The sequence below is a fragment of the Guyparkeria sp. genome (assembly GCF_046540515.1).
Lineage (GTDB): Bacteria > Pseudomonadota > Gammaproteobacteria > Halothiobacillales > Halothiobacillaceae > Guyparkeria.
On sequence record NZ_JBKHFB010000011.1, the window covers coordinates 1 to 12,803 of the forward strand.

14 protein-coding genes and 1 tRNA gene are annotated in these 12,803 nt (G+C 67.0%); 11 read left to right on the forward strand and 4 right to left on the reverse strand.

Translation table 11 applies throughout. The annotated features are described in order from the left end of the window. Positions 1-257: 257 nt before the first annotated feature. The 4 genes from ACLFRM_RS02410 (at position 258) to ACLFRM_RS02425 (ending at position 2,992) form a co-directional block, all read left to right on the forward strand. A tRNA-Leu gene (locus tag ACLFRM_RS02410) sits at positions 258-344 on the forward strand. Positions 345-544: 200 nt separating this feature from the next. Then, a complete protein-coding gene (rimK, locus tag ACLFRM_RS02415; protein WP_410754103.1) occupies positions 545-1,465 on the forward strand; it encodes a 30S ribosomal protein S6--L-glutamate ligase in 921 nt (306 codons plus the stop codon). A gap of 4 nt (positions 1,466-1,469) precedes the next feature. Then, positions 1,470-2,501, forward strand: coding sequence for a succinylglutamate desuccinylase/aspartoacylase family protein (locus ACLFRM_RS02420; RefSeq protein ID WP_410754105.1), 1,032 nt, complete (start codon positions 1,470-1,472; stop codon positions 2,499-2,501). Positions 2,502-2,506: 5 nt separating this feature from the next. Next, complete coding sequence (locus tag ACLFRM_RS02425; RefSeq protein WP_410754107.1) at positions 2,507-2,992, forward strand: ATP-dependent zinc protease; 486 nt, start codon at positions 2,507-2,509, stop codon at positions 2,990-2,992. On the opposite strand, the gene ACLFRM_RS02430 is transcribed toward ACLFRM_RS02425, so the two are convergent. Further along, positions 2,980-3,408: a CBS domain-containing protein gene (locus ACLFRM_RS02430; RefSeq protein WP_410754110.1), complete on the reverse strand. Its 429-nt coding sequence runs from the start codon at positions 3,406-3,408 to the stop codon at positions 2,980-2,982. The genes ACLFRM_RS02425 and ACLFRM_RS02430 overlap by 13 nt on opposite strands. Continuing rightward, a complete protein-coding gene (locus tag ACLFRM_RS02435) occupies positions 3,395-4,642 on the reverse strand; it encodes a cation:proton antiporter (protein ID WP_410754113.1) in 1,248 nt (415 codons plus the stop codon). Before ACLFRM_RS02435 ends, ACLFRM_RS02430 begins: the two co-directional genes overlap by 14 nt. A 145-nt stretch (positions 4,643-4,787) precedes the next feature. Here ACLFRM_RS02435 and ACLFRM_RS02440 point away from each other — a divergent pair, with 145 nt between their 5' ends. Continuing rightward, the gene (locus ACLFRM_RS02440; RefSeq protein ID WP_410754114.1) at positions 4,788-4,955 is read left to right on the forward strand and encodes an entericidin A/B family lipoprotein; all 168 of its coding nucleotides are present in this window, start codon (positions 4,788-4,790) and stop codon (positions 4,953-4,955) included. Positions 4,956-5,092: 137 nt separating this feature from the next. Continuing rightward, positions 5,093-5,227, forward strand: coding sequence for an entericidin A/B family lipoprotein (locus ACLFRM_RS02445; protein ID WP_410754115.1), 135 nt, complete (start codon positions 5,093-5,095; stop codon positions 5,225-5,227). A 6-nt stretch (positions 5,228-5,233) separates the two neighbouring features. On the opposite strand, the gene ACLFRM_RS02450 is transcribed toward ACLFRM_RS02445, so the two are convergent. Next, positions 5,234-6,172, reverse strand: a complete 939-nt coding sequence (locus tag ACLFRM_RS02450; protein WP_410754117.1) for an alpha/beta fold hydrolase — start codon at positions 6,170-6,172, stop codon at positions 5,234-5,236. 141 nt (positions 6,173-6,313) lie between these two features. On the opposite strand from ACLFRM_RS02450, the gene ACLFRM_RS02455 reads away from it, so the two are divergent. The 4 genes from ACLFRM_RS02455 to ACLFRM_RS02470 all read left to right on the forward strand — a co-directional run bounded on the left by ACLFRM_RS02455 (position 6,314) and on the right by ACLFRM_RS02470 (position 9,484). Beyond that, positions 6,314-6,853 carry a macro domain-containing protein gene (locus ACLFRM_RS02455; protein WP_410754118.1) on the forward strand — a complete coding sequence of 180 codons (540 nt, stop codon included), beginning with the start codon at positions 6,314-6,316 and terminating at the stop codon, positions 6,851-6,853. A 72-nt stretch (positions 6,854-6,925) separates the two neighbouring features. Beyond that, positions 6,926-8,308 (forward strand): nicotinate phosphoribosyltransferase, encoded by a 1,383-nt coding sequence (locus ACLFRM_RS02460; protein WP_410754119.1) that lies wholly within the window; start codon positions 6,926-6,928, stop codon positions 8,306-8,308. Further along, positions 8,305-8,868, forward strand: a complete 564-nt coding sequence (locus tag ACLFRM_RS02465; RefSeq protein WP_410754120.1) for a nicotinamidase — start codon at positions 8,305-8,307, stop codon at positions 8,866-8,868. The genes ACLFRM_RS02460 and ACLFRM_RS02465 overlap by 4 nt, the downstream gene beginning before the upstream one ends. Positions 8,869-8,941: 73 nt before the next feature. Further along, positions 8,942-9,484 (forward strand): type 1 glutamine amidotransferase domain-containing protein, encoded by a 543-nt coding sequence (locus tag ACLFRM_RS02470; protein WP_410754121.1) that lies wholly within the window; start codon positions 8,942-8,944, stop codon positions 9,482-9,484. Positions 9,485-9,564: 80 nt separating this feature from the next. Here the strand turns inward: ACLFRM_RS02470 and ACLFRM_RS02475 are convergent, their stop codons facing one another. Further along, a complete protein-coding gene (locus tag ACLFRM_RS02475) occupies positions 9,565-10,902 on the reverse strand; it encodes a DUF2254 domain-containing protein (RefSeq protein ID WP_410754122.1) in 1,338 nt (445 codons plus the stop codon). A 211-nt stretch (positions 10,903-11,113) separates the two neighbouring features. Between ACLFRM_RS02475 and ilvD the strand changes: the two genes are divergently transcribed. Beyond that, positions 11,114-12,802, forward strand: coding sequence for a dihydroxy-acid dehydratase (ilvD, locus tag ACLFRM_RS02480; RefSeq protein ID WP_410754123.1), 1,689 nt, complete (start codon positions 11,114-11,116; stop codon positions 12,800-12,802). The last annotated feature ends 1 nt before the right edge of the window (position 12,803 follow it).

Genomic DNA, 12,803 nt, shown 5'->3' on the forward strand with positions numbered 1-12,803 from the left:
GGCGGTACTCGTCGACGGTCAGGTTGAGCGCCTCGATGGGTACCGAGCGCAGCAGGGTGAACGCGGGATGGTGACCGTTGGCCTGTGAACCGTTGGCTTGTGACATGCTTGCGCGTGACTCCGGGATGAACATCGCTGAATGGATCGAACCGCTCAGTGTAACGCACCTGCCGGGGCTTGCATGCCGGTCGCGGGCAGGTGGAAAAGGCGATAGAATGCCGGTCTCGCCGGGCGGCCCGCCCGAAGCGCCTCCCTCCGCGGGTGTGGTGGAATTGGTAGACACAGCAGACTTAAAATCTGCAGGCCGAAAGGCCGTGCCGGTTCGAGTCCGGCCACCCGCACCAGATCTCCCGCGCCGACGAGCGATCCCGACAACGAATCGACCAGTCCGGCACGGATCTTTCCTACAGTGGGCGCGATCTTTCCTACAGTAAGGGCATCATCTGCGAACCGTCGCGATCACCCGCGCCCCGATCGGCGGGGTCCGGACGATGCTCGCCGACCTCCTCTTTCATCCCGCTTTTCGCCTGGATCGAACCGTGTCATGAAAATCGCCATTCTGTCGCGCAACCCGAAGCTCTACTCCACCCGACGCCTGGTCGAGGCCGCCACCGAGCGTGGCCACGAGGTACGGGTACTGGACGTGCTGCGCTGTTACATGAACATCACCTCCAACAAGCCCAAGGTGCACTACAAGGGCGAGACGCTCGACGACTTCGACGCGGTCATCCCCCGCATCGGTGCGTCGGTGACCTTCTACGGCGCCTCGGTGCTGCGCCAGTTCGAGATGATGGGCACCTTTCCCTTGAACGAGTCGGTCGCGATCAGCCGATCGCGTGACAAGCTACGCTCGTTGCAATTGCTCTCGCGCAAGGGCATCGGCCTGCCGGTGACCGGCTTCGCCCATCGCCCGGACGACGTCGAGGACCTGATCAAGATGGTCGGCGGCGCGCCACTGGTGATCAAGCTGCTCGAGGGCACCCAGGGCATCGGCGTGGTACTGGCCGAGACCAACCAGGCGGCCGAGAGCGTGATCGAGGCGTTCATGGGGCTGAAGGCCAACATCCTGGTGCAGGAGTACATCAAGGAGGCCGGCGGGGCCGACATCCGCTGCTTCGTCATCGGCGACAAGGTGGTCGCCGCAATGAAGCGCCAGGGCAAGGAAGGGGAATTTCGCTCCAACCTGCACCGCGGCGGCTCGGCCAGCCTGATCCGCATCACCCCCGAGGAACGTTCCACGGCGGTCCGTGCGGCGAAGACCATGGGGCTGAACGTCGCCGGCGTCGACCTGCTGCGCTCCAATCACGGGCCGGTGGTCATGGAGGTCAACTCCTCGCCGGGGCTGGAGGGCATCGAGGCGGCCACCGGCAAGGACATCGCCGGCACGCAGATACAGTTCATCGAGAAGCGGCTGGCCGAACGGCGCACCTCTCGCGGCCTGACCCGCACCCGTGGCCGGGGCTGAGCACATGCGCGCGGCCTTCGAGATCGCCGGGCGACAAATCGAACCGGGGCGACGCGCCCTGGTCGACCTGGAAATGCCGCGGCTGAGCTCGCATACCGCGCTGTCCATGCCGGTGCATGTGATCCACGGCCGACGCGACGGGCCGACGCTGTTCGTCTGCGCGGCCGTCCACGGCGACGAGCTCAACGGCGTGGAAATCATCCGGCGCGTACTCAAGACACGAACGTTGCAGCGTCTGCGGGGCACCTTGATCGCCGTGCCGGTGGTCAATGCCTACGGCCTGATCCACGAAAGCCGCTACCTGCCCGACCGGCGCGATCTCAACCGCTCGTTTCCCGGCTCCGACGAGGGCTCGCTGGCCGCCCGGCTGGCAAACCTGTTCCTCGAGGAGATCGTCCGCCGCTGCAGTCACGGCATCGACCTGCACACCGGGGCGATGCATCGCACCAACCTGCCGCAGATCCGCGGCAACCTCGACGACCCCGAGAGCCTGCGCCTGGCACGCGCGTTCGGTGTGCCCGTGCTTCTCAACTCATCCCTGCGCGACGGCTCGCTGCGCGCCGCGGCCGGCGAGCTGGGTATCCCCACCCTGCTCTACGAGGCCGGCGAGGCGCTGCGTTTCGACGAGGTCTCCATCCGGGCGGGCACCCAGGGGGTGCTCAACGTGATGCGCGCGTTGGACATGCTGCCGCCCACCCGACGCAAGACGACCCGCCCGGAACCCTTCATCTCCCGACGCAGCCTCTGGGTGCGCGCACCGGAAAGCGGCATGCTGGGCACCGTGGTCCGACTGGGCGCACAGGTCACCCGTGGCGAAACACTGGGCTACGTCGATGATGCCTACAGCGGGCGGCGGGAATCGATCGTCTCCACCAGCGACGGCGTGGTGATCGGCCGACTGGAACGCCCGCTGGTCCACGAGGGCGATGCCGTCTATCACATCGCGAGATTCAAGGGCGACGTCAGCGAGGTCGCCGGCAAGGTCGAGGATTTCCAGGCCAACCACGCCGAGGACGAGGTCGTTTCCGAGGACTGATGCGCATGACCGGACACAAGGACACGAGCGACGGGCTCACTCGTCTGGGCTGGCGAGAGTGGGCGGCCCTGCCGGATCTCGGCATTTCACGAATCAAGGTGAAGGTCGACACCGGCGCGCGCACATCGGCGCTGCATGCCTTCGCCGTCGAGCCATTCCGCCGCGACGGACGCGACTGGGTGCGACTGGGCATCCACCCGATCCAGGGCGACAGCGATACTGTCCTGCGCTGCGAGGCCGAGTTGCTCGACCGCCGACTGGTCTCGGACTCGGGCGGGCATCGCGAGAACCGTTACGTGATCGCCACGCGGCTGGTGATCGGCGAGATCGAGGAACGCATCGAGCTGACGCTGACCGACCGGGACACCATGCGCTTTCGCATGCTGCTGGGACGCAAGGCGATGGAAGGACGCTTCCTGGTCGACCCGGCGGCCTCCTACCTCGCCGGCAAGCCCGCCCTTCCTCGCCATCACGCCAATCAGTCGGCCTGATCGATCGCCTTGCGCAACAGATCCGCGACGCGGATCACCCCCAGCAGCCGCCGGTCGGCATCGACCACCGGGATGTCCTCGATCCGCCGCTCCATGTGGTGGTGAAGCACTTCGCTGATCCGCTCGTCCGGACGCATGCAAAGCACGTGGTCGTCCATGTGCTCGCGCACGCAGCCGGCCGTGACCCGCTCGACCAGTTGCCGCCGGCTGTGGGTGGGCCGCAGGTGGGCGAGCAGCAACCCTGCCAGCCGGCGAAAGCCGAGGTGGCCGACCACCCGCCCGTCGGCGTCGACCACGTACAGGTCGCGCACTTCGGGGTGCGCCAGGAACATGGCCGCCGCCTCCGGCAGGGTGGCCTCGGGCGACAGGGTCACGCCGTCCGCCGGGTGTGCTGCCAGCCAGTCACTTGCCTTCATCGTCGTCTCCCTCCCCCTGTCGGTGACCCCGCTGTCCGGCAGGACGCCCGCCATTGGCCATGTCGAGCTCCCCGGCCCGCCCGAGCCCGTACCGAACGGCGAGCGCGCCGACCGATTCGGTCAACAGCGTGCTTGCCGTGATGATGTTGATCGCAAGTGTCGCCACCTCGGCGAAGCGCGGCTGCCCCTCGAGCATCAGGGCCATGCCCACGGCCACGCCGCCCTGCGGCAACATCCCCAGACCGACGTTGTTGGCGATCACCGGCGACGCCCTTCCCAGACGGGCGCCGGCCCAGGCACCGACCACCTGGCCCGCCGCGCGCAGCACGAAGAACATCAGGATCAGCCAGCCATGCTCGATCACCACCGAGGGGTCGAAGTACAACCCGGCGAAGGTGAAGAACAGCACGAACACCATTTCCTCGAGCTGCTCGACCGGCTCGAACAACCGGTCGGCATGCGTCCCGCCGAAGAAGCGGGCAGAAAAGCCCAGGGTCATCGCGGCGAGCAACGCCGAGAAATGCCAGGCCTCCGCTAACCCCACCAGCAGGATGATGGCACCCACCAGGGCCACCAACCGCAGTTCGTGTTCGTGCAGGAGACGGATGATGCGCTCGATCAGCCAGCCACCCACGCCGCCGATCAACACGGCCGCCACGATTTCCCAGATCACCAGCGGTAGGGCCGAGACCAGGCCGTCGGCCGCCAGCAGGGCCAGCACCACGGAGAAGATCACCACGCCCAGGGCATCGTCCATCGCCACCATGCCCAGCAGCGCCGTGGTCAGTGGCCCGCGCGCGCGGTACTGGTGGATGATCGCCACGATCGCCGCCGGCGCGGTGATGGTGGCCAGCGCGGCAAGCACCAGCGGTGCCCCCCAGGCAGGCAGGTCGGGCACGGTGACCCCGAGCCAGACGAAGCCGGCGAAAACCAGGACGAAGGCACCAGCCACCTTGCCGACGGTCGCCGTGAGGATCGACACGCCCAGCCGACGCAGCTGACCCACCGTGGCCGCCCCACCGATCAGGTAGGCGACAATGCCGAGCGCGATCGCCACCAGCGGCTGGGTCCAGCGGGCGGTGTCCAGAGCGAGATGATCGCCGAGCAGATCCGGCGAGAACAACATCCCGATCAAGATGTAGCCAACCACCCGCGGGACACCGAAGTAATGACTCCCCAGCGTGCCGAAGGCCAGCCCGGCCAGCAGCAGGATGCCGATCAGCAGTATCTCCACGCCGCCCCCATGTCTCGTGGCCTCAAGGTCCGGACCGGACCGAAGTGAAACCTTCCCGGCCTATGACTTTCCCCGTCTGATTTTCCTCGTTCCAGCGACTATCCTAATCCCTGCAAGATGCGAAAAACCCAAACGGAGAAGACTCATGATGATTTCCGTTCTCAAGCGCATGGGCCTGATCGCGCTGCTTGCCGGTCCGCTGGCCTTCCTTTCCGGCTGCCACACCATGGAAGGTGTCGGGGAAGACACCCAGGACGCCGGCGAGGCGATCGAGAGTGAAGCCGACGAGCACGACGGCGATAACGAGTATTGATCCCATCGGTCTTCCGCCGTGCATCGAGGCCGTGTCCCGCTGGGCACGGCCTGTTTTGATTCGGTCTTTCGGCCATGACGGCAACGGAACACGCCAGCCAGGCGTCAACTGATCAAAATCCAGGAGGAGACCCTGCCATGCATCGAATCATTGCCCTCTCGCTTCTCGCGGGTCTGTTGGCGTTCTCCACCGGCTGCAACACCATGAAGGGTCTCGGTGAAGATATCCAGAGCCTCGGCAACTCCATCGAAGGCGCCGCTGAGGACGACTGAACCCCTTCACGACGGATCAGGGAGCACGCGCCCCAGCGCCTCGCCGAATGCACGCGGCACCTCCTCCCAGGGAAAGTGTACACAGCCATCCAGCACCTCGACCTGCTCCAACGACAGATTGGCCCGCAGGGCATCGAGGTTCGTCGGCATGAGCAGGTCCTGCCGACAGCCGATCACGTCGATCGGCACCGCCCACTCCCGGATCGTCGCGTAGTCCACCGGGTCGTCCCGGTAGGCCCGCCAGCCCTCGACGTTCAGGTGGGCCGAGAAATCCGAGTCATCGAAACGCTCGGCGTATCGCCGGCCCTGCTCGTAGTCGAGAAAGTAGCTCGGCAGGTTCCGCTCGATCTGGTGGCGGGCATGTGCCTCGGCCGAACGCTCACCACCATCCTGCGCCCAGGCGCCCTCGTCGTCCCAGCGCTCTCCCCGTTCGCGCGCCCGCCGGGCGTCGATCTGCTCGACCACGGTCCGCATGGCCTTGCGCTCCGGGTCGACGGGATTGAGCAGCACCAGTCGCGCCACGTTATCCGGGGCCTCCCGTGTATAGACGAACGCCATCAGCGCCCCCCAGGAGTGGCCGACGAGGACCACGGGCCGGTCATCGGCCAGTTCCCGGTGCAGCCCCCCAACCTGTGCGACCCACTCGTCCAGCGGCGAGCCACGGACCTCGGCCGCGTTCTCCCCCACGCCCAGCATGTCCATGATCGCGGCGCGATAGCCCAGCTCCGCCAGGCGCCGCTGGATCGGTTCGAGATTCCAGCTGGAGAACCCCGGTCCACCACCGAGCACGATCACGACCGGCGCGTCCTTACCACCCCGCAGGTGATAACGAACCTCGTGCTCACCCAGATCGAACATCCGTGCGGGAGTGGTGAACTCGGCACGATTGGTGCCGGGCATGAGGCAGCAGGCAAGCAGCGCGATCGTCAGCAAGGTTCGCATCATTCGGAATCTCCGGGCACCTCCGACCAAGGGTAGCGGCAATGCCGGCCCGATGCCGCTGGCACTGCAGCGTCGTCCCGGCTTGCCTACACTCCACGTGCTGGAACGGGAGGCACTCACGGCACGATCACGCGGGGAGCAGAGATGACAACCCGAACCATCGGCGACATCACCATCGAGTGCGTGGAGGGCGACATCGTCGACCAGCCGGACGTGGATGCGATCGTCAACGCGGCGAACGCGCAGCTTCGCCCCGGTGGCGGCGTCGCGGGGGCCATCCATCGCGCCGCCGGACCGGCCCTGGCCGAGGAATGCGCACCGCTCGCCCCCATACGGCCGGGCGCGGCGGTGATCACGGGCGGGCACGACCTGCCCAATCCGCACGTCATCCATTGCCTCGGCCCCGTCTACGGCCGGGACGAGCCGGCCGACGAGCTGCTCGCCGCCTGCTATCGCAACGCACTGGCTCGGGCCGAGGAGACCGCCCTGGAGAGCGTGGCCTTCCCGTCGATCTCCACCGGGGCGTTCGGCTTCCCGGTCGAGGCGGCGGCCGGCATCGCCATCGATGCGGTGGTCGGGGCCGCGCCGACGCTGAACTCGCTGCGGCGCATCCGGTTCGTCCTGCACGGCAAGGGCGACCACGCCACCTATGCACGCGCGCTGGAACACCGATTACCCGCCTGAACTGGCCGCGCATCGCTCTACCCGGGAGGTGACATGACGAGGCACAGCAGACAGACGGATCGGCAGCCCCTCATGCCGGGCAGCGATCTGGGCCTGTTCACGGATCTCTACGAACTGACGATGATGCAGGCCTATCACGAGGCCGGCATGCACGAGACCGCCGTGTTCTCGCTGTTCGTCCGCCGACTGCCCGAAACCCGCAACTTCCTGCTGGCCGCAGGCATGGAAACCCTCCTCGAGCAGCTCGAGACACTGCGGTTCTCGCGGGGAGACATCGACTATCTCGCCTCGCTGGGACACTTCGACGAATCGTTCCTCGGCTGGCTGGCCGATCTGCGCTTTACCGGCGACGTGTTCGCCGTGCCGGAAGGCACGCCGGTCTTTCCCAACGAACCCATCCTCGAGGTGGTCGCCCCGCTACCACAGGCGCAACTGATCGAGACCCTGGTGATGAACCAGATCCACCTGCAGACCGTGCTCGCCTCCAAGGCGGCCCGGCTGGCGCTCGCCGCCGGAAAACGCCCCGTGGTGGACTTCGGCGCCCGGCGCATGCACGGCATCGACGCGGCGATCAAGGGCGCGCGGGCCTACCACCTCGCCGGCATCGCCGGCACCTCCAACATGCTCGCCGGCCGCGAATACGGCGTGCCGGTGCTGGGCACCATGGCCCACAGCTTCATCCAGGCCTGCGAGGACGAGACCACCGCCTTCCGCCGTTACGCGCGGCGCTATCCGCAGACCGTGCTGCTGGTCGATACCTACGACACCCTCGACGGCATCGAGCGCGTGATCGAGCTCGCCCGCGAGATGGGCGACGACTTCACCGTCCGCGCGGTGCGACTGGACTCCGGTGACCTGGGGGAACTGGCACGGCAGGCGCGGGCGCGACTGGACGAGGCCGGCCTGACCGAGATGGAGATCATCGCCAGCGGCGGGCTGGACGAGCACGAGATCAAGCGGCTGATCGACTCCGGCGCTCCGATTGACGCCTTCGGTGTGGGTACCAGCATGGGCGTCTCGCAAGACGCCCCGGATCTGGACATTGCCTACAAGCTCGCCGAGTACGCGGGCGTCGGCCGGCTCAAGCTCTCCTCCGGCAAGCCCATCCTGCCCGGGCGCAAGCAGGTCTTCCGCCGCAGCGAAGACGGCATCTTCTGCGGGGACGTCATCGGTCGCCACGACGAGGACCAGCCCGGCGAACCGTTGCTCCGGCACGTCATGGCCGGCGGACGCCGCACGTTCCCCGAGCCGGACCTGGACGACCTGCGCGAACAGGCCCGGGATGCGATGGAGCGGCTGCCGGAAGCCGTACGGCGCATCGAGCCGGCCGATCCCCCCTACCCCGTCGAGATCAGCGAGCAGCTGCGCAGGCACCAGGACGAGGTCAGGCAGGCAGCCATCGAGCGCGAATCCCGACATCGAGGCCCGGATCGAGACCCAGGAGGCACGTCATGACCGAGACCACCCAACTGCAACCCGGCGACGCCCTCCTGATCGTCGACGTGCAGAACGACTTCTGTCCCGGCGGCGCCCTGCCCATCGACGAAGGCGATCGGATCGTGCCGGTGGCCAATCGCTGGATCGAGGCGGCCACCACGGCCAGCATCCCCGTGTTCGCCTCGCGCGACTGGCACCCGAACGAACACGTCAGCTTCGACGAACGGGGAGGCCCCTGGCCGCCCCACTGCCTGCAGGACTCGTCCGGCGCGGCGTTTCACCCCGACCTGCGGCTGCCCGGGAACGTCATCAAGGTCACCAAGGGCACACGCTTCGACCAGGATCAGAACTCCGCCTTCGACCAGACCGGCCTGGCCACCGAATTGCGCGCGCGGGACATCAGGCGCGTATTCGCGATGGGGCTGGCCCAGGACGTCTGCGTACTGGCCACCGCCCTGGATGCGCGGCAGGAAGGCTTCGAGACCCTGCTGGTGAAGGAGGCCACCCGACCGGTCTCTCCGGACCGTGGAGAGGATGCACTGGCGCAAATGCGCCGAGCCGGGGTGATCCTGATCTGACGCATCGCTGCCTGTCTTCTACGCTTGGGGACACCGCGTTTCCAACCAGACTGGACCGACGAGGAGGTACGTCATGACCAAGCCACTCGATGGCAAGCACGTCGCCCTGCTGGTGGCCGACGGCTTCGAGCAGGTCGAACTGACCGAGCCCAGGCGTGCGCTTGAAGAAGCCGGCGCGATCGCCCGGATCGTCTCGCCGGCCGACGGCAAGGTAAAAGGCTGGCAACACACCGACTGGGGCGATCCCTTCGACGTCGACGTGCCACTGGAGTCAGCCCGCGCGGCGGACTTCGACGCGCTGGTCCTGCCGGGCGGGGTGATGAATCCCGACGCGCTACGCCAGAACGAGACGGCCGTCGCCTTCGTCCGGGGCTTCTTCGAGCAGAAAAAGCCCGTGGCCGCCATCTGTCACGGCAGCTGGACGCTGGCCGAGGCCGACGTGCTCCAGGGACGACGCGTCACCTCCTACCCCAGCATCCAGACCGATCTCAAGAACGCCGGGGCCACCTGGCTCGACGAGGAGGTGGTGGTCGACGACGGCCTGATCACCAGCCGCAACCCGAACGACCTGCCGGCCTTCAACGCCGCACTGATCGAGGAGATCGCCGCAGGGTGACGCCCTCGGGCCGTTCGATCTCCGTCGCCTGACCAAACCGAAGCCCGACAGACGTCGGGCTTTTCTGTCCCGTCGCTGTCTTACCCTGCCGACACCGCCAGCGCCTGCTTTACCTTCCGGTAGGGCCTCTCCAGCGCTTCATGGTCCTCCTGTTCGGAGAAATTCAGACAAGCTCCCCGCCGGATCATCTCGGCCTGCCGCAAGAGCGCCTCTCGGTCGTCGGGTCGATGGGCGAAGGTGGTGATCACCGCAAGCGTCTCCATCAGGCGAATGGTCACCGACACGCTAGATCCCCCGTGTTGCCGAATCTGGTCGAACCCCGCATCGAGCATCGCCGCGAAACTCGGCGACGGGGCAATCACCCGCAACTGCCCCTCGCCGTCATACCGATATGGAGACGGCATTTCTCGTGTGGCCAGCCGACATAGCGCCGAGCCGAGGCGATCAACACAGGCAATGGCAGTGAAAGGGTCGTTGATCCCCGGCGACAGCGCCCGCACGGCAATTTCCACCAGCTCATAGATGGAAAACTCGATGTCCTGGCCCGGGGTGCGCTGCTGGCCCAGGGCAAAGGCCGCGTTGACCTCCCCGGCGAACGTCTCGCCCCGTTCGCCCGCGGGCCAGACCCGTAACATCGGCCTACCGGCGACCACGTAATGGCCGGGATGACACTCAAGCCGCACGACCACGTCCTCGCGCTCGGCAAGGGCCATCAAGGCATCCGCGTCGATGAATTGCAGGTAGCCGTCGCCCGAGGAACAGATTACCTCGGCCTCGCGATCAAAGCGCCGCAAGAAGGTAGCGTCTGGCAGCTCTGCGGACGCTCCCGCCGCCCCCTCGCCGATCGTTTCGGGGAACAGGCTCTCCAACACATCGACCAATTCATGACCGACTCGCGCGACGACCTGGTTGGTCTGGATGGAACGGGCCACGTGATGGATGAAGTAGATCAGCACCCCCAGGCTGACCACGGCCAACGCCACCCCAAGGGTGACCGACAGATGCGGTACGAAGGGATCGGACTCGCCACGGCGAATGGCAAGCATCACCAGCACACAGTAGAGAAACGTGGCCACGAATGTGCCGAGCACGATCTGGGTAATCGTGTCGCGCATGAAATTCTGCAACAGGCGCGGACCGAGTTGCGACGAGGCTAGGGAAAGGGTCACCAGGGTCATGGAGAACACCACCCCGGCGATCGTGGTCATGGACCCCGCGATAATGCCCAGCACCGCGCTGGCGCCTTCCGGCTCACCGGTAAACACCCAGCCCCACAACGCCCGGTCCCCGTCCACCGAGAGACGATCCACGTGAACGACCGCTGCCGCAAGCGCCACGGCCCCGACCACCATGATCGCCGGGATGAACCAGAAGCTGGTGCGCAGTGACTCCCAGTACTTGAACAGTTGCACTTTCACGGTGACACCACCTCATCCCTTGCCATTCCCGCCACGCCCCGACCGGAAAACCGGGACGTTCGACGCGCGCCCAGGCGCGGTCACCCTTGATCGCACTCCGTCCCGCTTGTTATAGCAGCTGCACGTCGAGGAGCCGGCCTACCCGTCGGGGCCAGACCCTTGCCAAACCCCTGCTAAGGTGTGTCCAGCGCACTTTTCCAGGAGCAACCGCATGACCAACCCCAGCAACGATCCGCGCCGTCGTCATTCCGCCCCGGTGGTCGACGGCATCAACAAGTCCGCCAGCCGCGCGATGCTGCGCGCGGTGGGTTTTCAGGACGAGGACTTCGAGAAACCGCAGGTCGGCGTCGCCTCGACCTGGAGCGAGGTCACGCCCTGCAACATGCACATCGACAAGCTGGCCCGCGCGGCCAGCGACGGCGCGGACGCCGCCGGCGGCAAGGGCGTGATCTTCAACACCATCACCATCTCGGATGGGATCGCCAACGGCACCGAGGGGATGAAATACTCGCTGGTCTCGCGCGAGGTGATCGCCGACTCGATCGAGACGGTCGCCGGCTGCGAGGGCTTCGACGGACTGGTGACCATCGGCGGCTGCGACAAGAACATGCCGGGTTGCCTGATCGGCATGGCGCGCCTGAACCGCCCGTCGGTGTTCGTCTACGGCGGCACCATCCTGCCGGGCAAGTGCCACACCGACATCGTCTCGGTGTTCGAGGCCGTCGGCGCCTACACGAAGGGCGAGATCGACCTGCCGCGGCTGGAGGACATCGAGAAGACCGCCATCCCGGGCCCCGGCTCCTGCGGCGGCATGTACACGGCCAATACCATGGCCTCGGCGATCGAGGCGATGGGCATGAGCCTGCCGGGCAGCTCGGCACAGAACGCGGTCTCCGAGGAAAAGCGCGCCGACAGCGAGGCCGCCGGCCGGGCGGTGCTCGACCTGCTGGAGCGTGACATCAGGCCGCGCGACATCATGACCCGGCAGGCCTTCGAGAACGCCATCACGGTGACCATTGCACTGGGCGGCTCGACCAACGCCGTGCTGCACCTGCTGGCGATGGCGAACGTCGTCGACGTGCCGCTCACCCTGGATGATTTCACCGCGATCGGTCGGCGCGTGCCGGTACTCGCCGACCTGCGCCCGTCGGGGCACTACATGATGAGCGAGCTGGTCGAGATCGGCGGCATCCTGCCGCTGATGAAGATGCTGCTCGATGCGGGGCTTCTGCACGGCGACTGCCTGACCGTCACCGGCAAGACGCTGGCCGAGAACCTAGCCGATGTGGCGCCCTACCCCGACGACCAGCAGATCATCGCCCCGCTGGATGCACCAAAGAAGGCCGACAGCCACCTGCGCATCCTCAAGGGCAACCTCGCCCCGGAAGGCGCGGTGGCCAAGATCACCGGCAAGGAAGGCACGCGCTTTTCCGGCACCGCGCGGGTGTTCGGCTCCGAGGAAGAGGCCCAGGCGCGCATCCTCGACGGCACGGTCAGCGCCGGCGACGTGGTGGTCATCCGCTACGAGGGCCCCCGCGGCGGGCCGGGCATGCGCGAGATGCTCTCGCCCACCTCGGCGATCATGGGCCGGGGGCTGGGCAAAGAAGTGGCACTGATCACCGACGGGCGCTTCTCCGGTGGCAGCCACGGCTTCGTCGTCGGCCACATCACGCCCGAGGCCTTCGACGGCGGGCCGATCGCGCTGGTCGAGGACGGCGACACCATCACCATCGACGCGGTGGCCGACACCATCGAGATGCACGTCGAGCCCGACGAACTCGAACGCCGCCGCGCCAACTGGCAGCGCCCGGCGCCCAACTACCCGCGTGGCGTGCTGGCCAAATACGCGAAGACCGTCAGCTCGGCCTCCACCGGCGCGGTCACCGATCTACCCGATTGAA